The sequence below is a fragment of the Solibacillus sp. GQ1 genome, assembly GCF_059758555.1.
Genome location: NZ_JCAXEX010000001.1, coordinates 657,494 through 680,185 on the forward strand (window position 1 = coordinate 657,494; position 22,692 = coordinate 680,185).

Below are 22,692 nucleotides of genomic sequence, written 5' to 3' on the forward strand. Positions count from 1 at the left end.
GAGCGAAAGTTCTGGGGAATTTCATTAAAAAAAGGAATTTGGTTTATAATTGAAAATAAGGGGTAATAAGGTACCGGTCGTTATCCTTTAGATTGAGGATAAGCCAAAAAACTGCAAAGGAGCCTACAACTGATGAAAAAGCTGAAGTATATATTTATTGCTCTGGCAGTGATTGTGTTATGTATTGGTGGATATATTGTTTACGAATTGAAATTCAAGTCCTATGACATAGCAGATCCTGAAGTAGATGCTTTAATCGAAGAGACGTATAATGTCGAATTGCCGGATGGAACGGTGATTGTTGTCGATAAAGAAGGGAATATTGTCGAAAACAAAACATCGGATTCCCAAAACAACGGCGTGACAACTGCGTCTGCCCAAACTTCTAGTACTAATGAAAATTCTGACTCTACACAAGATGATGAAGAAGGTACAGAAACCGGTACTACGAATAATGGAAATGGTTCGTCAAATTCGAATTCCGGACAAACTGGAACATCTGCTAGCTCAAATTCTAGTTCGAATACAGGTACAACAGGATCAAATTCAAACGCAAACCCGAATACAAACACGAACACAGCCGGATCAAATAAACCAGCTGAAAAAGTAACAGTTGCCTCAATTAAATCGAAATACGAGGGGACATTCAAAAGTCTTGAAAATCAATCACGAGCTCGTATCAATTCGTTGATCAGTCAGGCAGCAAATGAATACTCTACGAAAAAGAGTAATGGAGAATCAATCAGTTACGGATATTTCTATAAAAAATATATGGGTGCAGCAAATGGAATCGAATCTGCTACTGATTCTACAGTAAATGTAGTAGTAGGTTTAGTGGAAAAAGACCTGCAAAAAAATGGTTTTGATAAATCTTATGCTCAGAGCTTTAAGGAAGACTACAATGCAATGAAAGAATCTCTGCGTTCTGAAATGATGGACAAAGCACTAAGCTTCCGTTAGCCTTTAAAGGTTTGCAGTACGTATAAGCGTTTTGCAAACCTTTTATAATTCAATAGCTAATTACCTATTCATTACAAATATCTAAAATTTTTTACAAAAATGTAAAATATACTGCGTTTATCAAATATTTATCAATTATATGAGGATCCTATGTAATAATGGTAGCAACTCATGTATAATCTTAGAAGTTATTATAAAGGAGCGTAACACTTTTGGAAGAGACAATAAGCTTACAAGATATATTCAAGACATTAAAAAAGCGGGCTGCTCTTATTCTTTCGCTTACTATTTTTGCAGGGATTGTAGCAGCAATTGTTAGCTACTTTTTACTGACGCCGATTTATCAGGCAAACACACAAGTACTGGTCAATCAAAAAAAAGAAGACATGACACAGCAAATGACGTCACAAGATATTCAGTCCAACTTACAATTAATTAATACATACAATGAAATTATTAAAAGTCCAGCGATTTTATCCATTGTAGTAGAAAACTTGGACTTGCCGTTAACTCCTGGTCAGATGGCATCAAAGATTTCCGTGACAAATGCGAATAACTCGCAAGTATTAAATGTAAGTGTACAAGATGAAAACTATAATGTGGCAGCCGATATGGCCAATCAGGTTGTAGAAGTATTTAAAGAAGAAGTTCCAAAACTGATGAATATCGATAACGTTAATATACTGGCTCCAGCACAATATTCGGACAACCCGACACCGATCAAGCCGAATAAAATGCTAAACATAGCTATTGCGCTTGTAATTGGATTAATGGTAGGGGTAGGTTTAGCCTTTTTACTGGAATACCTTGATACAACTGTAAAAACAGAGCAGGACGTGGAAGAAATAATAGGATTGCCAATTATTGGTGTTATTAGTATAATAAACCAGGAAGAAATGCGGAAAGAGGAAGCAAGACGAGCTTCTAGACACCGAAAACAAAAAAAAACATTAATTGACCGAAAAGTGAGGGTGTGAGGATATGTTCAACAAGTTTAAACGAAAAAAATCACAGCCAACTACATTAGCAAGAAAACTTATTACTGATTCGAATCCAAAATCCATCGTTTCGGAACAATTCAAAACAGTACGTACAAATATCAACTTCTCGATGCCGGACAAAGATTTAAAAACACTTGTCGTTACGTCATCCACACCGGGAGAAGGAAAGTCGACAAATGCTTCGAATATTGCTGTTGTATATGCACAATCAGGAAAGAAAGTACTCTTAGTTGACGGGGATATGCGTAAACCGACAACCCACCACACATTTGGTGTAAGAAATGTCGGAGGCTTATCAACAGTTCTAATACGCCAGGATACAGTTGAAGAAGTTGTCCATGAAACACAAATCGAAGGGCTTTCTTTAATAACGAGCGGTCCGATTCCGCCAAATCCTGCTGAACTGATTGCATCGAAAACGATGGACCAATTTATTGAAACGGTAAAAGAGAAATATGATATGGTCATTTTCGATGCACCGCCTGTATTATCGGTGACAGATGCACAAATTCTATCGAATAAGTGCGAAGGTACGATATTAGTAATCAACTCAGGAAAAGCAGAGAAAGAAAATGTGATAAAAGCGAAAGAAATGCTGCTAGCTTCAAAAGCAAACATTATCGGAGCAGTATTGAATAATTATGCAATCGATAAAAATCATTATTATTACCAATACTACGGGGCTGTAGAATAAACACACGCCCCTCGAAACTAACATCTAGAAGAGGGGCATTACATTGATAGATATACATAGCCATATATTGTTTGGAGTCGATGACGGACCCGGAGATTTATATGAAACACTGAGTATGCTACAAAAAGCCGTAGACGAAGGCATTACAGAAATCATTTCAACTTCACATAGTTTTCATCCACAATACAATGTTACAGCTAAACAAGTAACCGAGCAGATGGCTGTTTTACAGGAACAGCTTCAGCTCAATAATATTCCATTAAAAATCCATCCAGGTCAAGAAGTCCGTTTAGTCGAAAACATTGTCTCTTTAGTAGAGACAAAGGAAGCTTTGACTCTCGCAAACTCCAATTATTTGCTGCTTGAACTACCATCCAGCACAATACCGAAATACACAAAAGAACTGATTATCACCCTTCAAGCGAAGGGGATTATACCGATCATTGCCCATCCCGAACGAAATAAAACAATTGCAGAACGACCATATAAGCTGGAAGAGCTGGTAAGGGAAGGCGCAATGGCGCAAATTACGGCCGGAAGTCTTGCGGGGCATTTCGGAAAAAACATTCAAAAACTTTCACTTTACTTAGTGAAAGCAAATTTGGTCCATACGTATGGTTCAGATGTGCATAATTTGACAACTCGCCCATTTCTATTTGATGAAGGGCTTATATATTTGGAAAAAAAGAAACAGTTAGATGCAGTGGATATGCTTTTAGAAAATAATGCAAGGATCATTGAAAATAAGAATTTTATCTTATATGAACCTCAGGAAATAAGTTCTAAAAAATGGTGGTCTATTTTCTGAAGAAATAGCATATAGAAAGGTTATGGGAAAAATGAACTATCGAAGAAGATATGCAGTATTTTTTATACTCGACTCTATCATTGTATTAACTGCAATATATATCAGTTATTGGCTGCTGCACCCGACTGTTGAGGTGTATACAAATAAAACGTTATTTATCAGTGCGATTACGCTATTAATCGCACATCATATTGTCGCTAACATTTATAAGTTGTATAGCCGCATCTGGTCGGTTGCATCGGTGAAAGAACTGATTATTATCGGAATTGCTGTAACAATTTCCGTAGTGATGGCGATGATTATGCAGCAGCTAATTAATGGAGACATTTATTTCCGCGTACTGATGATCACGTGGCTGCTCCATATTATTATGATCGGCGGTTCACGCTTTTTATTAAGGCTTTTACATGAAAAAAGAAAAATAAAATTTGAAGGTGAAGCAATTCGCGTGTTAATCGTAGGTGCCGGTCAGGCAGGAACGATTCTAGCACGCAATATAAGCCGTAATGAATATTCCGAATATCAGATCGTTGGCTATGTTGATGATGATCCAAATAAAAAACATTTAACACTTGTAGATTACCGCGTACTAGGTACTACAAAGGAAATTAAAAAAATTGTAGAAAATAAAGATGTCCAAGAAATTATTTTAGCAGTTCCGTCTTTACCAAAAAGCGAAATGAAAGCATTATTCGAGCGCTGTTCAACTACTAGTGCAAACGTTAAAATTATGCCGAAAATTGAAGATGTGCTGACAGGTAAAGTGACTGTAAACGATATGCAGGAAGTGAATATTGAAGACTTGCTTGGCCGTGATGAAGTGAAGCTTGATATGCTGGCAATTTCTGAAGGTATTACCGATAAAGTTATTTTAGTAACAGGTGCCGGCGGTTCGATCGGCTCGGAAATTTGCCGACAGGTGATGAAATTCCAACCGAAGAAATTGTTATTACTCGGTCATGGTGAAAACTCGATTTATTTAATCCATATGGAACTGACAGAACAATATAAAGATTTGGATATTGAAATCATTCCGGTTATCGCAGATGTACAAGATCGCGAGCGTATTTTTGAAGTGATTCAAACGTATAAACCGGATGCGATTTATCATGCGGCAGCACATAAGCATGTACCGCTCATGGAGGCTAATCCAATAGAAGCGATAAAAAATAATGTGTTCGGTACTAAAAATGTGGCAGATGCTGCTCATAAAGCCGGTGTTGACCGCTTCGTACTGGTCTCAACAGATAAAGCAGTCAACCCTCCGAATGTGATGGGCTCGACTAAACGTATTGCGGAAATGATCGTTCAAAACTTGGCTACACAAAGTAAGACGACATTTGCGGCAGTAAGGTTCGGTAATGTTTTAGGATCTCGAGGATCAGTAGTCCCAAGGTTTAAAGCGCAGATTGCTGCAGGCGGTCCGGTTACCGTAACCCATCCGGAAATGACGCGTTATTTCATGACAATACCTGAAGCAAGCCGTCTTGTTTTACAAGCGGGATCACTTGCGCGCGGTGGAGAAGTGTTTGTTCTTGATATGGGTGAACCCGTTTACATTACAGACTTGGCAAAAAATCTAATCCGTCTATCCGGTTTTAAGGAAGATGAGATCGGTATTGAGTATTCAGGCATTCGACCAGGAGAGAAGATGTATGAGGAACTGCTAAGTCCGGATGAAATACAGGAGGAGCATGTGTATCCGAAAATTCATGTGGGGAAAGCGAACTGCATGACCTCTAACCAACTTGAAATGTTTTTAGCAGAGCTTGAATATCAGAATATTTCACAAACAAAAGAAAAAGTCATTGATGTTGCAAATGGTCGGTGGGATGTTATCGCTGATTCACATGCGGATGTAGCGGCTACGGAATGATATCCTAGTAAGTGGATAACAGAAGTTTTTATATAGTAATTGAGTGAATTAATTTTGGGAGGAAGTTTTGGACAATGGCTGAAAGAATATATTTATCATCGCCACATATGAGTGATGAAGGTTATGAACAACAATATGTTAAAGAAGCATTCGATACAAATTGGATTGCGCCATTAGGGACAAACGTTAATGAGTTTGAACAGGAGTTAGCGGCTAAAGTAGGCTCTAAAGCAGCAGCTGCTTTAACATCAGGAACTGCAGCGATTCATTTAGCATTAAAAGCGGCAGGAGTGGGTGAAGGAGATATTGTTTTCTGTCAGTCTTTAACATTTTCTGCAACAGCAAACCCGATTATGTATGAAAAAGCAACACCTGTATTCATCGATAGTGACTACAAAACTTGGAATATGTGTCCAAAAGCATTAGAAGCAGCATTTGAAAAATATCCGGAAGTAAAAGCAGTGATTGTTGTACATTTATATGGTTTATCTGCAGATATGGATCGAATCATGGGGATTTGTAATAAGCATAATGTTGTAGTTATTGAAGATGCAGCGGAGTCGTTAGGTACTTATTACAAAGGACAGCAAACCGGTACTTTTGGACATTACGGTATTTATTCATTTAACGGAAATAAAATCATCACAACATCAGGTGGTGGTATGCTCGTTTCAAATGATGAGGAAAAAATAGCAAAAGCACGTTTCTGGGCAACTCAATCACGCGATAATGCAAGACATTATCAGCATAGCGAAGTAGGGTATAACTACCGGATGAGTAATGTCGTAGCAGGTATCGGTCGGGGACAGTTAAAGGTACTGGATGACCGTGTCGCAAAGAAAAACTATATTTATGAATATTACAAGCGTGAATTGAGTGAACTTGAAGGTATAGAGTTTCTGCCGGATAACGAGTGGGATGCACCTAATTACTGGTTAAGTGCTATGACTGTAAAAGGTAAAGTAAAGCCATTAGATATTATGCTAGCTTTAGAAGCGGAAAATATTGAGTCACGTCCTGTATGGAAACCTATGCATATGCAGCCGGTATTTGAAAAATACAATTTTGTAGGCGAAGGGGTTTGTGAACAATTATTTGAGTATGGAATTTGCTTGCCTTCTGATTCTAAAATGACAGATGAAGATTTAGACAGAGTAGTAAACATTATTAAAGGATTGTGGTTAAAATAATGAAGAATCCTAAAGGTGGAATTTATAGGAGATTTTTTAAAAGACCGATGGATTTCCTATTATCACTAATTGCGATTATTGTTTTGAGCCCTATATTAATAGTAGTAGCTATCCTAGTAAGAACTAAATTAGGAAGTCCTATATTATTTAAGCAGCAGCGACCAGGGCTAAATGAAAAAATTTTCATGATGTATAAATTTAGAACGATGACTAATGAAAGAGATAAAAATGGTGAATTGCTCCCAGACCAAATACGACTTACAAAGTTCGGTAAGTTTTTAAGGTCAACATCTTTAGATGAACTGCCCGAATTGTTTAATATTCTAAAAGGGGATATGTCAATTATTGGACCAAGACCTTTATTAGTTCAGTATTTGCCATTGTACAATAATCATCAAAAAAGACGTCATGAAGTAAGACCGGGTCTATCTGGTTTAGCTCAGATAAGTGGCAGAAATGCGATAAGTTGGGAAGAAAAATTTAATCTTGATGTTAAATATGTAGACAATGGCGCTTTTATAGAAGATTGGAAAATAATTTTAATGACCATTAAAAAAGTTTTTGTAAGGGAAGGTATTAGCTCCGAAACAGCTGCAACTATGGAGCCCTTTAAAGGAACTAATAAAGAAAGAAGAATGGACTTATGAAAAACAAACTTCTAATAATTGGTGCGAGTGGTCATGGCAAAGTAGTGGCTGATATTGCACTGAAAATGGACAAGTGGCAGGAAGTTGCTTTTTTGGATGATGATAAAAAAGTTATCTCTTCTATGGGTCTAGAAGTTATCGGGGTAACAAATGATATCTATAAATATAAAGATGAGTTCGAAATATTTGTAGGTATTGGAAATAATGGTATAAGACAAAAACTTCATGAGATGCTTGAAATAGTAGGGGTAAGCATACCTACATTAATTCATCCAAATACAGTAATAGGTTCAGAGGTAGTAATTGGAATTGGTACTGCTATTATGGCAGGTGCTGTAGTTAACTGTTGTACTACAATTGGTAACGGTTGCATAATAAATACCGGTTCAACAATCGATCATGATAATACAATTGAAGATTTTGTTCATATATCACCTGGTGCCAATTTGGCTGGGTCGGTAAGTGTTGGTCGTGGTTCATGGTTAGGGGTAGGGAGTGTAATTAGTAATAATATAAGTATCACTGAGGAATGTAAAATAGGTGCAGGTGCAGTGGTTGTTAAGGATATTACTGAACAAGGTGTTTATGTAGGTGTACCCGTTAGGAGATTATAACTATGAAGATACTTGTATTAGCGAATTTTGGAATGGGTTTATATAATTTTAGAAGAGAATTATTAGAAGAATTAATTAAACAGCAACACGAAGTTTATATATCATTACCTAATGATGATTATGTACCCAAATTAGAAAAAATAGGATGTAAGTTTATTGATACCCAGATTGAGAGAAGAGGAACAAACCCAATTAAAGATTTTAAGCTACTTTTAAATTATATAAAGATACTTAGAAAGATAAGGCCAAATATTGTCTTAACATATACGATTAAACCAAATGTGTATGGTGGAATTGCTTGTTCAATAACTAAAACACCGTATATTACTAATATCACAGGGCTTGGAACGTCATTAGAAAAGAAGGGTATTATACAAAAAATTACATTAACACTCTATAAATGGGGATTAAAAAAGGCTTCAACAGTATTTTTTCAAAACAAAACAAATCAGATTTTCTTTAAAGAGAATAGAATTGTTAATAAGAATTCTAGATTAATCCCAGGATCAGGGGTAAATTTAGAACAACATGTATTTGAAGAGTATCCTATAAAAAATCGAAATATTTGTCTTTTATTCATAGGGCGTATTATGAAAGCGAAAGGAATTGACGAGTTACTTGAAGCTGCGGAAAGAATAAAAGGTCATCATCCAAACATCCAATTTCACTTAGTTGGCGGTATGGAAGAAAACTACACGCGAAAATTAAATGATTTACAAAAATTAGATATTATAAAATATCATGGACAGCAAAAAGACATACATTCTTTTATAAATGGAGCCCATGCAATTATACTCCCCTCACATCATGAAGGGTTAGCGAATGTACTTCTAGAATCTGCTTCTACAGGGCGACCAGTTTTGGCCTCGAAAGTACCGGGATGTATAGAAACATTTGATGATGGCGTAACAGGTATTGGTTTTGAGGTTAAAAATGTTGATAGTATAGTTGAAGCAATATTAAAATTCATAAACTTATCTTACGAGAAAAAAAAAGAAATGGGTATTGCAGGACGCAGGAAAATGGAAAGAGAATTTGACAGGAATATTGTAGTGAAAACATACTTGGATGAAATTAAAATAGCTATTATTGAGGAGAATCATAATGAACCTTTACGAAAAACTAGTTAATAAAGAAGAAAAAATATCCTTAATTGGCCTTGGTTATGTAGGTATGCCAATTGCCGTAGCCTTTGCTAAAAAAGTTGATGTTATAGGTTTTGATGTTAGTGAGCCCAAAGTTGAACTTTATAAAAAAGGAATAGATCCTACAAAAGAAGTTGGAAATGATGTAATTAAAAATACAACAGTAGAATTTACATCTGATGAATTAAAATTAAGAGAAGCAAAGTTTCATATTGTAGCGGTTCCCACACCTGTAAAAACAGACCATACACCTGATTTATCTCCAATAGAGTCTGCTAGCCGTACATTAGGTAGAAATTTGACTAAAGGCTCAATCGTTGTTTTTGAATCTACTGTATATCCTGGAGTAACAGAAGATATTTGTATTCCAATACTAGAGAAAGAATCGGGCTTAACTTGTGGAATAGATTTTAAAGTTGGCTATTCTCCAGAAAGAATTAACCCAGGAGATAAAGTTCATCGTTTAGAAACAATTATTAAAGTTGTTGCAGGTCAAGATGAGGATTCTCTAAATACTATTGCAAAAGTATACGAACTAGTTGTTGAAGCAGGAGTATATAAAGCTGCAAATATTAAAGTTGCGGAAGCTGCAAAAGTTATAGAAAATTCACAGCGTGATATTAATATCGCATTCATGAATGAATTGTCTATTATATTTAACAAAATGAATATTGATACAAAATCTGTTTTGGAAGCTGCGGGTACTAAATGGAATTTCCTTAATTTTTCTCCAGGTTTAGTGGGAGGGCATTGTATAGGAGTAGATCCATATTATTTAACATATAAAGCTGAAGAAATAGGTTATCATTCTCAAATAATTCTTTCAGGAAGAAAAATTAATGATGATATGGGTAAATATGTTGCTGAGAATACAGTTAAGAAAATGATTAAAGCAAACAAGCAAATAAATGGTGCTCAAGTTGCTATTTTTGGTGTTACATTTAAAGAAAACTGTCCAGACGTAAGGAATACTAAAGTTGTGGATGTAATTAGAGAGTTAGAAGATTACGGTATAGATGTTAAAGTTGTAGATCCTCATGCTGATGAAGAAGATTTATGGCGTGAATATAAAATTAAACTTTGCAAAACAGAAGATATAAAAGATATGGATGCAATAATATTTGCTGTACCCCATGAAGAGTTTAAATTAATTCAATTAGAAAATATAAAAAATATGTTTAGTAAAAAAGTGTTACTAGATACAGAGGAAACGATGGAAGTAGCTGCAACATCAATGGTAAGTGATTTTGTATTAATGGACCTTAAAGGAATATTTGATAGAAAAGAAGCAGAAGTAAATGGCTTTTCATATTGGAGGTTTTAAAATGGGGTATAAAGATATTAAATTTCCAATAGGAAGTAAATTTTTAGTTACGGGCTCTGCTGGATTTATAGGTTCTAATTTAGTAGAGGCTATTTTGGATTTAGGTTATAAGGTGAGGGGTCTAGATAACTTTTCAACTGGAAAAAAAGAAAATGTAGAAGAATTTTTAAATCATCCTAACTATGAATTTTTAGAAGGTGATATTCGTGATTTAGAAACATGTATGAAAGCTTGTGAAGGTATCGATTTTGTTTTGAATCAAGCTGCATGGGGGAGCGTACCAAGGAGTATTGAAATGCCATTATTTTATGAAGAAGTAAATATTAAAGGTACTTTAAATATGATGGAGGCTGCTAGACAATGTGGTGTAAAGAAATTTGTTTATGCTTCAAGTTCTTCGGTATATGGCGATGAACCTAATCTTCCCAAAAGGGAGGGAAGAGAGGGGAATGTTTTATCACCTTATGCCCTTACGAAAAAGATAAATGAAGAATACGGTAAATTATATACTAAATTATATGGCCTAGATACATATGGTTTACGTTATTTCAATGTATTTGGTAGAAGGCAAAATCCTGAAGGTGCATATGCTGCTGTGATTCCGAAATTTATTAAACAATTATTAAATGATGAGCAACCGATTATTAATGGTGATGGAAAACAGAGTAGAGATTTTACTTATATTGAAAATGTAATTGAAGCCAATTTAAAAGCATGTTTAGCTCCTAGTGAAGCTGCAGGGCAGGCTTATAACATAGCTTTTGGGGGGAGAGAGTACTTAATCGATATTTACAATCAATTATCTAATGCATTGGTAAAGGATATACAACCCCAATTTGGACCTGATCGTTTAGGCGATATTAAGCACAGTAATGCAGATATTTCTTTGGCCAAAGAAAAAATAGAATATAATCCTGAGTGGAGTTTTAAAAGAGGAATCTTGGCTGCAATTGACTGGTATAGAAATAACTTGAGGTGAGGCTTATGAACAGAGGGCGACATAAATTTAATAAATACAAGTCTTTATTAAAAATTTTTGTGAGAATAATTTTTATATTACCTTATAGAGTTAGGCTAAAATTATTTAATGGATTTCGGATGATGCAAGGAACAAAAGGATTAGCTATTAGATATGTTTTTTTAAAATCTTTAGTAAAAGAATGCGGAGACAATGTCAGTATTCATCCGAATGTATATTTGTTTAATTTGAAGAATTTATCTTTAGGTCAGAATGTCAGTATTCACCCTTTATGTTATATTGATGCAACAGGTGGAATTGAAATAGGTAATGATGTATCTATAGCTCATGGAGCTTCGATTATGTCAACTACACACTTGTATGAGGATAAATTTATGCCAATTAAAGATCAAGATGTGGCCTCCTATTTTACAAAAATTGAAGATAATGTTTGGATTGGTGCAAAGGTTACGATACTAGCAGGAACAAATGTTGCATATGGGAGTGTAATTGCTGCAAATGCAGTTGTAACTAAAAATGTACCTGAGAATTGGATAGTTGGTGGTGTACCAGCAAAAAAATTAAAAGATAGATTTTAAATATTAATAAAAAAAGGAGGATAATAATGAATAAAATTGTTATACTCACACCTTCCTATAATCGAGTTTCTAATCTTCCCAAACTTTACAAAAGTTTAAAGCAGCAAACTACCAAAAGTTTTGACTGGGTAATAATTGATGATGGAAGCCAGGATAAAACTGAAACCTATGTTAAAGAAATTATGAAAGAAAATATTGTCAGTATCGAATATCATTATCAGATTAATGGAGGTAAGGCTAAAGCTCTGAACACAGGTTTTGAAATATTTAATTATGCTGAGGTTTATGTTGTTGTTGATAGCGATGATTATTTATTACCAACAGCAGTTGAGACTATAGAAGAATATTTAATAAAATATAATAATAATAAAGAAATAGGAGCATTCTTTTTTTACTATGAAACACCTAGTGGAAAGTTATTGAAACCAAGCGGTAAAACAATAGATAATGATATGATAATGTCAAGATACCAATATAATAAAAAATATAAATTAAATGATGGTTGTGTTTGTTATCTAAATAAAGCTATCAATAAATATAGATACCCAGAATATCCAAATGAAAAATATGTAGGACCAACTGTACTACAAATGGAAATGTCAAAAGAATATAAAATGGTATTTTCCCCAAAGGTAATTGGTGTTGCTGAATATTTGGAAGGGGGATTAACAAAGAGTGGGAGAGAATTGAGACTTAGAAATCCCATGGGTATGATCCATTATTCTATGCTAATGATTCAACCTAAAAGTACTCTTTTAACGCAAATAAAGTATGCTATCTCTATTTGGCCATATACCAAGATAGCTAATAAATCATTTTTACAAGTAATAAAGATGGTAAAAAGACCGTTCTTACTAACAATTACTTATTTCCCTGGCTTGATACTATATCATAAGTGGAAGAAGTTAAGATGATTTTATCCTTTAACTTTTAATTAAGTGAATTATATTTTGTGAATTTGTATTTTACAACGTTTATTGAGATTATTTAAAATCATTTAAGAAGAAAGATTATTTTTAAGTGTCCAATAAAAATTTGCAGACACTAGGGGGAATTTCTCCATAAGGAGAGTTATTTATGAACAATAAACAAATGAAAATAAACCCTTTACACATACAAATTATTATAACTGTAATTTTATTTTTATGTGTATTGTGTTTTTTTTATTCTGCTAATCAGCAATCTCAATTGAATATAGGAATATTATGTTGGTTTAACACGCTTGCTTTTATAATCCAGATTAGGTTACTAAAATCTATTGTTGGTACATATGTCAATCCGGTAGTGTTATTTAGTTGTTTTCTATTTATGTTTTCAAGCGGTCATTTAATTTTATATTCTCTTGGTATTAAAATAGAGGGTTTTAATATTTTTGATAGATTAGATCATGGAGTCTTACAATATGCAATTTTATATATCATATTAGGATATTCCATATACCAATTAGGAGTTATATTTGGAATTAGGAAAAATAATTTATATAAAAAATACATTAGTAGCATTGAGGAAAAGCCAAACAAAATTCTTTTTACCGTAGGAGTTGTCTTTTTTATTATAGGTTTCTTTCCATATATGACTGAACTGATTTATTCATTTATGATAGTATCAACATCAGGATATAGCGCTTATTATCAAGAAGGTATACGTTTAAATAACTTATTTACAGGCTTGAAGTACTATATTTTTACTGGAATAATACTAATTGTAACTGGTGGGAAAGAATATCAAAAAAAGCTAGCGATAATATTTTTAGTATTTATAGCCTTTATTAGATTATTATCTGGAGATCGAGGAGACGGGATTGTATTTATATTAACGGCATATATGTTATATTTAATTTTCTTGAGAAAAGGTAAGCAAAAATCTCTACAAACTATTATTTTAGTAATCATTTTAATGTCATTGGTTCCTATAATTGGTAGTTTTAGACATTTCGCGACGATGAATAATGACATAAATATTGTAACAATATTGTTGGAAAACAATATATTTGTAAGTACATTAACAAATTTGGGGGCTACAATTTGGCCGCTTGCAAAAATAATGGAGATAGTACCTTTATACGAAAAATATTTAGTAGGGGGTTCTTATTTTGCTTCATTTTTATTACTAATTCCAAGTTTTATGAGATTAGGGTTTTTAGCAGAAATAGATAAAGTTTACACAAGTCCTGCCGGATGGCTAATGGAGTACCTTTCAATGTCATACGGCCCAGGGTTTACGCCTTTTGCAGAATCTTATCTTAATTTTGGCTGGGTAGGGGTTCTTTTTATGGGTGTATTTGGTTTCTTTATTGCCAAAATATTATCATTACGTGCGAAAAATGAAAAGGATATTCCTTTGATGATAGGACTAAGTATCCTGTGCTTTTTACTTTTTGCAATGGGAGCAAGAGGTTCATTTAACTATATTGTTGCATTTTTTTTGAGGTATGTTTTTATACCATATCTATTAATTCGTGTAATAGAATATCGTTTTATTAGAAAACAAAAAAAGATTATTAAAAATGGATGAAACTCGAATATAAATACTATAAATATAAAATAAAAAATGATATGTGGTGAAGTTAAATGAAAAAAATTAAATTGCTATTTGTCATAAGTAATTTAAGTATTGGAGGTCCCCAAAAAAGCTTATTAGCACTTTTAGATAGGTTAGACTATAATTTGTTTGATGTAGATGTTTATGTTTTAAAGCCGGAAGGACATTTAAAAAATCAATTTAATAGTAAAGTGAAAATTAAAAATGTTGGTGAATTGATAACTGCAGCAACAATTCCAAGTGATAAAACTTATAAATATTTAAAGGTTTTTATTAAAAAGGGAAAGTTGAAAATGTTTTTAAGTGCTCTCAGAGCAATAATTGTTCATCTATTATTTAGAAAAAATATGAATCAAGAGCGACAAAAATTTTGGGAAAAGTATAAAGATGACTTACCTAAAATAACTGGAAATTATGATCTTGCCTTTGGGATATTAGGAATGTCAACTTATTTTACAGTAGACTTGGTTAATGCAAAAAAGAAGTTCCATTGGATAAGAAGTGATACAAGAATTTTAAACAGAAATACTAATATCGATGCGGAATATTTCCGAAATTTAGAAGGTGCACTTTCAGTTTCAGTAGAATGTGCACAAATATTTATTGACATGTATCCTTTTATGAAAGATAAAGTTAAAGTTTTATATAACGATATACCTATAGAATTTTATAAAAAGTTAGCTTATGACGAAGAAATTATGAAGGTTAAAAATGGAGAAATAAAAATTATTACAGTAACAAGGTTGGATCCATTAAAAGGAATAGAGATGGCAATTGAGGCTTGCAGAATTTTAATTGAAAAAGGTTATAAGTTAAAGTGGTTCATATTAGGTGATGGAAAGTTTAGGGCTGAGGTTGAAAAATTGATTGATGAAAGTGGTATAAAAAATTCATTTATTCTTCTTGGATTTCAGTTAAACACATTATCATTTATTAATGATGCAGATATTTTTGTTCATCCCTCAAGAACTGAAGGTAAATCGAATGCTGTAGATGAAGCAAAGTATGTGGGAAAACCTATTGTTGTTACAAATTATGATACTGTAGCCGAACAAATTGAGGACGGTATAACAGGATTGATTTGTGGAATGAGTGGAATTGAGATTTCTAGGGAAATTGAAAAAATAATTAATGATAATACCCTACGGAATAATTTAATAGAAAATTGTAAAAATAATTACGATAATTCTGAAGATATATCTAAATTTATGATTGATTTATATGGTTATGAGGAGAAAATAATATAATGATTTCTAAGTTACTTAAGAATGATTATTCATTAAACTTGATAAATAAAGTTTATTCAATGTTTATAGGGCTAATTTCATCAATTTTCTTAACCAGATATCTAGGAGTTGTTTACAGAGGTGAATATGCATATCTAATAGAAATTGTATCTATTTTAACAATTATTTTCGGATTAGGATTTAATCAATCATATTCATTTTTTTTTCGTAAAAAGTCAGGTAATATTTTCAAGGACTTTGTAAACTTTTATTTCTTTCAATTAATCGTATACAGTATATTTGCAATAATATTTTGCTTTATATTTAGCAATTATCTATTATTAATTTATATTTGTATTTTAATGCCTTTTAGTGTAGTGAAACAACAAATGTCTAGTGCAATCGCCGTAGAAAATATACGTCTTGGTATTCTACTGCAAATGTTTAATAATACAATAAAAATGCTCTCGTTTTTAATATTGTTTTTGTTTGCCGATTCTAATTTACTTTTCCCCGTATTAATAACAGTTGGGCTAAATATTATCTCAGTTTTTTTATATCTATATTATATGAAGACAATTCCAAGTCCTCAAAAAACAAGCTTCATTTTTATGAGAGAAGTAATTAAATTTAGTTGGCTACCCATGCTTACATCACTATTGATAACACTTAATTATAGTGTTGATATTATATTCTTGAAAAATTTAGGTACATCATATGAACTTGGCTTATATGCAACCGCAGCAGGTATAATAATTTATATTTGGCTTATCCCTGATTCATTTAAAGAAGTTTTAGTATCAAGAGTTGCACGCAACTCTGCTGTTAAATCAATTTTACTTTCAATCAAACTATCCATTGTTTCAGTAATATTTATAATCTTAATGTTTATGTTTTTTGGAAAATTTGCAATAAACATATTATATGGTGCTGAATTTGTCGAGGCATATGAAGTTACATTAATCTTATCATTGGGAGCCATAAGTATGGTTTTTTATAAAATGATCGGGGTAGCACTTTTGGCTGAAGGAAAAAGATGGTTTTATTTTTCCACATTATTTATTAGTGTATTAATTAATTCTATTGCAAATTTCCTAGTTATTCCGATTTATGGAATGTATGGAGCAGCTATTTCTTCTGTTATTTCATATTCTATTTGTGGTATAGCATTTTTAATTTACTTTATGAGACTAAAAGATATTAAAATCAAAGAGTTATTAATAATAAGTATTTCAGAAATTAAGATATTAGTAAACACTCTTAGGAGGTAAATGATGTCCAATTTATTTACACATAATATTGCAAGATGGTTTTATCAAAAGAAAATTCCTTTTATCCCTAGAATATTTAATAGATTTACAAGAATAATATTTTCTTGTGAAATTCCTTACACTGCAGATATTCATTCTACAGTTACATTTGCACATAAAGGTCTTGGTGTAGTTATCGGTCATGATACAACTATAGGGGAAAATACAAAAATATTGCAAAATGTAACAATAGGTGGTAGAAGTGGTATTAGAGCAAACCCAATAATTGGCGAAAATGTCATTGTTGGAGCAGGAGCATGTATACTAGGTGGAATAACAATAGGAAATAATTCTACTATCGGAGCTAATTCAGTGGTTATATCTGATATTCCACCAAATAGCGTAGCTGTAGGTGCTCCAGCAAAAGTTGTCAAAACGGTATCATAAGAATTAAATTTTAATTAAGTTTTACTATAAATAAAAAGGCAATTAGAAAGACTGCTCCCTATTAGTTAGACAGATGGAAAAATAAAATCTGTTTAATAAATGGGGAGTTTTTATATGCCTAAAAAGTCATTTTCATATATTCTATTCAGGATATTAGTACGATGTTTTCAGTTAGTATGAAAACCTTACCAATGTAGCGAACTATCTATAATTATGTTGGTTTGGAAACACTAATACGTCCTAAAAAATATGGTGTATACCAAAGAACCGTCAACCCCAATTGGTTCTTACACACTTTTGGTGAATAAGTACGGATGTATGTATATATTAAAGTATCATTATTTTACAATATCATTCAAAACGATATTGCATTCGTTTTTCAAGTAAATCTGGTTTTAGATGAAAAATCAAACAAAAATCGAGAATAGGGCAATGCAAATGTGTACTTTGAGTGCCGTAGGACAGACAAAATGCATAGGATTTCGTTAATTGCAGGTAATATAATCGCCGTTTTACTTGTTGCATAAATTGTAAAGATAATTGTTTTTCGGTGCATGCCAAGGAATCAACATAAACATCAGTCCTTTTCTAATGCTATACCCGAAAAATAATGAAAATAGCCTCACCAAATTTGGGTAAGAACCAGTTTATTTTAGCGGTTACAAAGCCTGCACGATGGAGATAAGGATGGCTGAGCTTGTGAAAAGTAGGGGGTAAACATTAAAAAAACAATTCTATAAAATTTAAAAGCGCTGAGAATTTTTTTTAAGAGGTTAGTGGGTATTCCTCCATCTCGATTCGTCTGAGCGCTTTTTTTTATCAATTTTCTTTTCTGTAAGAAATTCTTACGTGAAATCCACACTTTACAAAGAAATTAATTTTGTTTAAACTGCTTAGATTCATATTCTTCATAATTCATATAAGGCATAAATTCTTCTAGAATCTTTATATGAACTGAAGAATTTTTAAATAATTCTACTAGTGAAAAAAGATGTTCCTCAAATAAATCAAGTCCTAAAATTCTAGTTGGTTGATAATGATAAAATACATTTTTAATATATGGTTCAACAAGGTCCATCAATTTATCAAAAAATAATTCATATTCTTTGATAAGTGCCTCTTCATAAGAGCTTAAACTATCCATAAATTTTTTTTGGGAATCGACAATGTGCGAAAGTTCTTTCCTGGATTCTTTTCTTGCAACTTCTTCTTTAACCATGTGTAAAACACTTCCAATAGGAGCACCTATTACTGCTCCAAAAAGACCTTTTTTAAAATGATTCTTAAAAGAATATTTTTCTATTTTCCTATCATTGTTTCTGAAATAAGCGATTATGTTTTGATTGAATTTCTCAGTTGATTTATCATAAAATTTATCATATAAATTTTTATAAATACCAATATTATTCAACAAAAATAATCTATCTAATTTTTTTATTAAATCATCTCTTTGTGCCTCTAATTGAACATATACTTTTTTTCTTTGCATATGAGAAAATTGATTACTTTTTTCAATATTCTCCATAACTATAAATGGTTCATAAATCAAGTATTGAATTATACAAGATTTCATTAACTCCATAGTAAAACCACTTAAATTTGAATAAAGTATTCTTATATGACTTGGATGTAAAGCCGTAGAAAGTGATTCAAAAAAAGAAACATGATCCGATACAAATTCTTTACTATTACTTCGTGCTAATATTACAGGTTTAAAATAACCGCTAATATTAATGATCCCTTTAACATACATAAAAAACAACTTCTTGAAGTGGGATACATACGCTTGATATGTAATATATCCATTTTTTTCGATTGAATTTAAATGAGATACCAGTGAAGGGAAGTTTGATTCATAAGTAAAAAATCGTAAAAATTTTTCTAGCTCTTCATTTGTAAAATTAGAGGTAGCAACTCCCTCTTTAGATTCCTCCACCAATCTATATCCTGTTTTTATAAATTCATCCTCATTAATAATAGTCAAGTTTGAAATTATAGCTTTCAGCATCTCAGTTTCAAAACTTCTCGTTAAATAGAAAGATTTCATAACTCTGTAAACAGATTCATCTTTCAATATATTATAAATTCCATTTAAAACCTCTTTATTTTTACGATAATTTTCTTGAGCTATAACTTCAGATATAATTAATTCAGCATTCTTTAAAAACTTTTCATGATCATTTATCTCTGGAGAGCTAAATAAATTTAACGATTCTACTTGCTGATAAAGATAATTATAAAAGTATGAATATATCGTATATGCATTTTCGTTATTTAAGATATTTTTTAGAGATTCCAAAATAGGTATCAAATCACTAAATCTTATAGGTTCATTTAGATAACGATGTTTTGTTTTCTCTATACATTGGTACATATGCTCTTTGGTTAACATCTCTGTTGCTTCAACAAATATATCACCAAGAACATTTTTATCTAAAGCTAATTCAATGATTCCCTCTGCATTATTTCCCATATCTTTACCCCACTTAAATTTGAATTAAATTTCTCTGTTATATACGAAAAATATGTGTGATACCCGTTATCAAAAAATCCATTATCGTCCAAATCAATAAACGGATCAGAAAAATCACTGATTGCATTTAAATTAGCATCAATTAACGGGTCAGCGTAATCTGGGAAAAAGTCATGATCTAAACTCATATTTAACTCTAAAAAATCATTAATACCGTTTGCGTTTAAATCCAAAGTTGACAAATTTGAATCTTCAAATCCATTAAAATCAGCATCAATAAACGGATCAAATGAATCAGGTATGAAATCAGCATCAAAATCAAAATTTAAATCCAAAGTATCGACCGTATCAGTTCCCTCTAATAATGCTTCTAGCCAGTCAAGCATTTATGTCCCCCTTAAAGTTCCATAATTTATTTAGAATCTAATTTTACCATAAATATACAATAAAAATGTTTAAAGTAAAATCGATTTGAATGTTTTTATTTTTCTGGTTTAATCAAAATATTAATTTTAAGCAACATACATTTTATGACGATTGGCTATATTGTCTATAAAAAGGAAAGCCAAGCATGTAGAGTGAGTTTATCCAACTGCAATCGCTTTTCTTTTTTATAAGCTACTTATTGATATTTAACATACCTTTAGAAATGCAGGGCTAGTACAATCCTTGTTTAAAAAGAATTGAGATACAAGGCATTTAGAATGGTTATATCCTAAATGCCTTTTTGCATTTTAATAGAAGAAAAAACTTGAATACTAGGTATATATTAGATGTTTCGAGACTATACTATTAGAAAGATATTTATAGAATCTATTTTAATGCAAAAAAGTTGAGAATCAAAAAACCGTCAATCAGTCTATCTAATCCAACTGTATCAAACATATTTCACTTAAAACCACTACCATTCCTACTCTATTATTCACAGCTAAAACTTCACTAACTTACCTTAATCATAATCAATTAGTAATGTGAAAAAATAATAGAAGGAGCTGTGATTCATTTATGCAAATCCCTTTACATGCAAAGCGCTATGCATTCACACAAGTCGTAAAGTTATCCCCAATTGCCGCAAGTAAATTATTATACTGGAACAGATTCAAAACTCGTTTAAACCTGGAAAACCCAAAAACCTTTAATGAAAAATTAATGTGGCTCAAACTATTTGAAGATGTTGAATTTAAAAGAAGATTTACAGATAAAGTGAAGGCGCGCGAATATATGATCACAGTCGGCTACAACTATTTACTGCCGCCGCTGATCGGTATTTTTGATGAAATAGAGGATATTATTTTCGAACAATTGCCGAGAAAATTTGTTTTGAAATGCTCGCATGGCGATGGCATGACAATTGTATGCGAGAACAAACGAGAAATGGATTACCGGGAGACAAGGCAGCAGTTAGCGGAAATGATGGCAACGGATTACTCGCTGAAATATGCGGAGCCTCACTATGCATCAATCATTCCTAGAATTATTATCGAACGTTTAATCGAATCATCGAATGGCGAAGATGTACAAGAATACAACATTCATTGTTTCCATGGGGTGCCGAAGATTATCGAAACTACTTTCCACCGTTTTACACCGAAAGAGCAGACACTCATGTTAACACCGGATTGGTTCAATACAAATTATATAAAGAAAAAGTATCCGTTTGATGAAGGAAAAGTAAAGCCCGCACAACTGGACGAACTGCTCGCCATTGCAAAAAAGCTGAGTAAGCCGTTTACGTACGTACGGATCGATTTAAAGGTAGTAGATGAGAAAGTTTACTTTAACAATTTTACATTTACACCGGACGCTTGTTTAAATAACCAACTCCAAGATGATGACAATTTGAAGCTTGGACAATGGCTTGATTTGGATATTGAGAAGTCGAGGCATCCGGTTTCTGTAGCCCGTTCCAAATATTAATCACTTTAACTGTTTAGGAGGATTTCCATGATACCGATTGTGTCTATTATTGTGGCAACACATAATGTTGAATATTCGATAAGAGAATGTCTGAAAAGCCTGCAGCAGCAAACATTGAAAGAAATCGAAGTGCTTATTATGAATAATGGTGTTTCTAAAGGAACGGCTCTTATTTGTGAAGAATTCGTAAGTGAAGATGAACGTTTCAATTTATTTAATGCGCAAAACCTTACGTTAAGTGAAGCGCGCAATTATGGGATGCAGGAAGCAGCAGGGAAATATGTTGCATTTGTGGATGGGCATGATTTTGTGGAAAGTTCGATGTACGAGAAGCTTGTGCAGCGTGCAGTGCAGAAACATGCGGATCTCGTACTGTGCGGCTATTCGAAATACTGGCCGGAAACGGAACGCAAAAAACAGGTGAAAGTAAATGAAGCGCTGTTAACAAAACCGAACCCAGTTAATTATTATCTCACAAAGCACAATGAAGCGTATATCGTACCTTGGAATAAACTTTTTTTACGTTCCATCATTATGGGGGAGCGATTATATTTTGATAATCATCCATTTTTTGAGGATGTCGGTTTTATCGCGCAGTACTTATCTTTTGCGAAAAAGATTGCCATTGTAAATGACCCGCAGTACAACTTTGTGCAATATGAGGATATGCTGATGAAAAATTATAGTCCGTCGATTGCCCATTCACATGCGCAAACTTATGCTCAGCTAAAGCAATTTTTTGATAAAAGGCAATACCGCAATGTGATTGAGGGGCTAAATTTACGTCTATATATTCATCGGTATCATCATGTATTGTTAACGACGTCAAACACACGACAAGTGAAATCGCTGGAGCGTCAAATTATCCGGGAAAGCAAAAACTTTTCTCAGCTTCCGTGGAATCTGCGCATGATGAAACCGTTAGTGAAAATGAGGGTCTACCCGACATTTTTCCGGTTGGTTCATAAAGTAAAGGCTTAAAAGAGTATATATACTCGTAACTGTAGAAGTAAAATTCGAAG

The 22,692-nt window shown here is 32.6% G+C and carries 21 protein-coding genes; 19 read left to right on the forward strand and 2 right to left on the reverse strand.

The window, feature by feature from the left end; translation table 11 throughout:
- The first annotated feature begins 132 nt into the window (after positions 1-132).
- The 17 genes from AC6CH1_RS03045 to AC6CH1_RS03125 all read left to right on the forward strand — a co-directional run bounded on the left by AC6CH1_RS03045 (position 133) and on the right by AC6CH1_RS03125 (position 17,280).
- On the forward strand, positions 133-960 hold the full coding sequence (locus AC6CH1_RS03045; RefSeq protein WP_498316270.1) for a hypothetical protein: 828 nt from the start codon (positions 133-135) through the stop codon (positions 958-960).
- 212 nt (positions 961-1,172) lie between these two features.
- The gene (locus AC6CH1_RS03050; protein WP_498316271.1) at positions 1,173-1,937 is read left to right on the forward strand and encodes a YveK family protein; all 765 of its coding nucleotides are present in this window, start codon (positions 1,173-1,175) and stop codon (positions 1,935-1,937) included.
- A gap of 4 nt (positions 1,938-1,941) precedes the next feature.
- Complete coding sequence (locus AC6CH1_RS03055; RefSeq protein ID WP_498316272.1) at positions 1,942-2,655, forward strand: CpsD/CapB family tyrosine-protein kinase; 714 nt, start codon at positions 1,942-1,944, stop codon at positions 2,653-2,655.
- Positions 2,656-2,698: 43 nt separating this feature from the next.
- Positions 2,699-3,463 (forward strand): tyrosine-protein phosphatase, encoded by a 765-nt coding sequence (locus AC6CH1_RS03060; RefSeq protein WP_498316273.1) that lies wholly within the window; start codon positions 2,699-2,701, stop codon positions 3,461-3,463.
- Positions 3,464-3,494: 31 nt separating this feature from the next.
- Positions 3,495-5,339: a polysaccharide biosynthesis protein gene (locus tag AC6CH1_RS03065; protein ID WP_498316274.1), complete on the forward strand. Its 1,845-nt coding sequence runs from the start codon at positions 3,495-3,497 to the stop codon at positions 5,337-5,339.
- A 74-nt stretch (positions 5,340-5,413) separates the two neighbouring features.
- Positions 5,414-6,529 (forward strand): DegT/DnrJ/EryC1/StrS family aminotransferase, encoded by a 1,116-nt coding sequence (locus AC6CH1_RS03070; RefSeq protein ID WP_498316275.1) that lies wholly within the window; start codon positions 5,414-5,416, stop codon positions 6,527-6,529.
- Positions 6,529-7,176 (forward strand): sugar transferase, encoded by a 648-nt coding sequence (locus AC6CH1_RS03075; RefSeq protein ID WP_498316276.1) that lies wholly within the window; start codon positions 6,529-6,531, stop codon positions 7,174-7,176. Before AC6CH1_RS03070 ends, AC6CH1_RS03075 begins: the two co-directional genes overlap by 1 nt.
- The gene (locus AC6CH1_RS03080; protein WP_498316277.1) at positions 7,173-7,790 is read left to right on the forward strand and encodes an acetyltransferase; all 618 of its coding nucleotides are present in this window, start codon (positions 7,173-7,175) and stop codon (positions 7,788-7,790) included. Before AC6CH1_RS03075 ends, AC6CH1_RS03080 begins: the two co-directional genes overlap by 4 nt.
- 2 nt (positions 7,791-7,792) lie before the next feature.
- Complete coding sequence (locus AC6CH1_RS03085; protein ID WP_498316278.1) at positions 7,793-8,920, forward strand: glycosyltransferase family 4 protein; 1,128 nt, start codon at positions 7,793-7,795, stop codon at positions 8,918-8,920.
- Positions 8,895-10,259, forward strand: coding sequence for a nucleotide sugar dehydrogenase (locus AC6CH1_RS03090; RefSeq protein ID WP_498316279.1), 1,365 nt, complete (start codon positions 8,895-8,897; stop codon positions 10,257-10,259). Before AC6CH1_RS03085 ends, AC6CH1_RS03090 begins: the two co-directional genes overlap by 26 nt.
- Position 10,260: 1 nt before the next feature.
- A complete protein-coding gene (locus tag AC6CH1_RS03095) occupies positions 10,261-11,238 on the forward strand; it encodes an SDR family oxidoreductase (protein ID WP_498316280.1) in 978 nt (325 codons plus the stop codon).
- Between the two features lie 5 nt (positions 11,239-11,243).
- Positions 11,244-11,816 carry an acyltransferase gene (locus AC6CH1_RS03100; RefSeq protein ID WP_498316281.1) on the forward strand — a complete coding sequence of 191 codons (573 nt, stop codon included), beginning with the start codon at positions 11,244-11,246 and terminating at the stop codon, positions 11,814-11,816.
- A gap of 26 nt (positions 11,817-11,842) precedes the next feature.
- Positions 11,843-12,730 (forward strand): glycosyltransferase family A protein, encoded by an 888-nt coding sequence (locus tag AC6CH1_RS03105; protein ID WP_498316282.1) that lies wholly within the window; start codon positions 11,843-11,845, stop codon positions 12,728-12,730.
- 163 nt (positions 12,731-12,893) lie between these two features.
- Complete coding sequence (gene wzy / locus AC6CH1_RS03110; RefSeq protein WP_498316283.1) at positions 12,894-14,330, forward strand: O-antigen polysaccharide polymerase Wzy; 1,437 nt, start codon at positions 12,894-12,896, stop codon at positions 14,328-14,330.
- Positions 14,331-14,386: 56 nt separating this feature from the next.
- Positions 14,387-15,604 carry a glycosyltransferase gene (locus AC6CH1_RS03115; protein ID WP_498316284.1) on the forward strand — a complete coding sequence of 406 codons (1,218 nt, stop codon included), beginning with the start codon at positions 14,387-14,389 and terminating at the stop codon, positions 15,602-15,604.
- Positions 15,604-16,854, forward strand: coding sequence for an oligosaccharide flippase family protein (locus tag AC6CH1_RS03120; RefSeq protein ID WP_498316285.1), 1,251 nt, complete (start codon positions 15,604-15,606; stop codon positions 16,852-16,854). The genes AC6CH1_RS03115 and AC6CH1_RS03120 overlap by 1 nt, the downstream gene beginning before the upstream one ends.
- 3 nt (positions 16,855-16,857) lie before the next feature.
- On the forward strand, positions 16,858-17,280 hold the full coding sequence (locus AC6CH1_RS03125; protein ID WP_498316286.1) for a serine O-acetyltransferase: 423 nt from the start codon (positions 16,858-16,860) through the stop codon (positions 17,278-17,280).
- 874 nt (positions 17,281-18,154) lie between these two features.
- Here AC6CH1_RS03125 and AC6CH1_RS03130 read toward each other — a convergent pair.
- Together AC6CH1_RS03130 and AC6CH1_RS03135 are read right to left on the reverse strand one after the other, a co-directional pair.
- Entirely contained in the window at positions 18,155-19,753 is a 1,599-nt protein-coding gene (locus tag AC6CH1_RS03130) for a hypothetical protein (RefSeq protein ID WP_498316287.1), read from the reverse strand.
- Positions 19,720-20,139: a hypothetical protein gene (locus AC6CH1_RS03135; RefSeq protein WP_498316288.1), complete on the reverse strand. Its 420-nt coding sequence runs from the start codon at positions 20,137-20,139 to the stop codon at positions 19,720-19,722. Before AC6CH1_RS03135 ends, AC6CH1_RS03130 begins: the two co-directional genes overlap by 34 nt.
- Before the next feature lie 619 nt (positions 20,140-20,758).
- Here AC6CH1_RS03135 and AC6CH1_RS03140 point away from each other — a divergent pair.
- Together AC6CH1_RS03140 and AC6CH1_RS03145 are read left to right on the forward strand one after the other, a co-directional pair.
- Positions 20,759-21,670 (forward strand): ATP-grasp fold amidoligase family protein, encoded by a 912-nt coding sequence (locus AC6CH1_RS03140; protein ID WP_498316289.1) that lies wholly within the window; start codon positions 20,759-20,761, stop codon positions 21,668-21,670.
- Between the two features lie 27 nt (positions 21,671-21,697).
- Positions 21,698-22,651, forward strand: a complete 954-nt coding sequence (locus tag AC6CH1_RS03145) for a glycosyltransferase family 2 protein (RefSeq protein WP_498316290.1) — start codon at positions 21,698-21,700, stop codon at positions 22,649-22,651.
- Positions 22,652-22,692 lie beyond the last annotated feature (41 nt).

Coding starts and splice junctions, on each gene's coding strand:
- AC6CH1_RS03140 (WP_498316289.1), top strand. CDS start 20,759: ATGCAAATCCCTTTACATGCAAAGCGCTATGCATTCACACAAGTCGTA.
- AC6CH1_RS03085 (WP_498316278.1), top strand. CDS start 7,793: ATGAAGATACTTGTATTAGCGAATTTTGGAATGGGTTTATATAATTTT.
- AC6CH1_RS03045 (WP_498316270.1), top strand. CDS start 133: ATGAAAAAGCTGAAGTATATATTTATTGCTCTGGCAGTGATTGTGTTA.
- AC6CH1_RS03105 (WP_498316282.1), top strand. CDS start 11,843: ATGAATAAAATTGTTATACTCACACCTTCCTATAATCGAGTTTCTAAT.
- AC6CH1_RS03055 (WP_498316272.1), top strand. CDS start 1,942: ATGTTCAACAAGTTTAAACGAAAAAAATCACAGCCAACTACATTAGCA.
- AC6CH1_RS03090 (WP_498316279.1), top strand. CDS start 8,895: ATGAACCTTTACGAAAAACTAGTTAATAAAGAAGAAAAAATATCCTTA.
- AC6CH1_RS03115 (WP_498316284.1), top strand. CDS start 14,387: ATGAAAAAAATTAAATTGCTATTTGTCATAAGTAATTTAAGTATTGGA.
- wzy (WP_498316283.1), top strand. CDS start 12,894: ATGAACAATAAACAAATGAAAATAAACCCTTTACACATACAAATTATT.
- AC6CH1_RS03135 (WP_498316288.1), bottom strand. CDS start 20,139: ATGCTTGACTGGCTAGAAGCATTATTAGAGGGAACTGATACGGTCGAT.
- AC6CH1_RS03080 (WP_498316277.1), top strand. CDS start 7,173: ATGAAAAACAAACTTCTAATAATTGGTGCGAGTGGTCATGGCAAAGTA.
- AC6CH1_RS03125 (WP_498316286.1), top strand. CDS start 16,858: ATGTCCAATTTATTTACACATAATATTGCAAGATGGTTTTATCAAAAG.
- AC6CH1_RS03130 (WP_498316287.1), bottom strand. CDS start 19,753: ATGGGAAATAATGCAGAGGGAATCATTGAATTAGCTTTAGATAAAAAT.
- AC6CH1_RS03065 (WP_498316274.1), top strand. CDS start 3,495: ATGAACTATCGAAGAAGATATGCAGTATTTTTTATACTCGACTCTATC.
- AC6CH1_RS03070 (WP_498316275.1), top strand. CDS start 5,414: ATGGCTGAAAGAATATATTTATCATCGCCACATATGAGTGATGAAGGT.
- AC6CH1_RS03095 (WP_498316280.1), top strand. CDS start 10,261: ATGGGGTATAAAGATATTAAATTTCCAATAGGAAGTAAATTTTTAGTT.
- AC6CH1_RS03100 (WP_498316281.1), top strand. CDS start 11,244: ATGAACAGAGGGCGACATAAATTTAATAAATACAAGTCTTTATTAAAA.
- AC6CH1_RS03145 (WP_498316290.1), top strand. CDS start 21,698: ATGATACCGATTGTGTCTATTATTGTGGCAACACATAATGTTGAATAT.
- AC6CH1_RS03075 (WP_498316276.1), top strand. CDS start 6,529: ATGAAGAATCCTAAAGGTGGAATTTATAGGAGATTTTTTAAAAGACCG.
- AC6CH1_RS03120 (WP_498316285.1), top strand. CDS start 15,604: ATGATTTCTAAGTTACTTAAGAATGATTATTCATTAAACTTGATAAAT.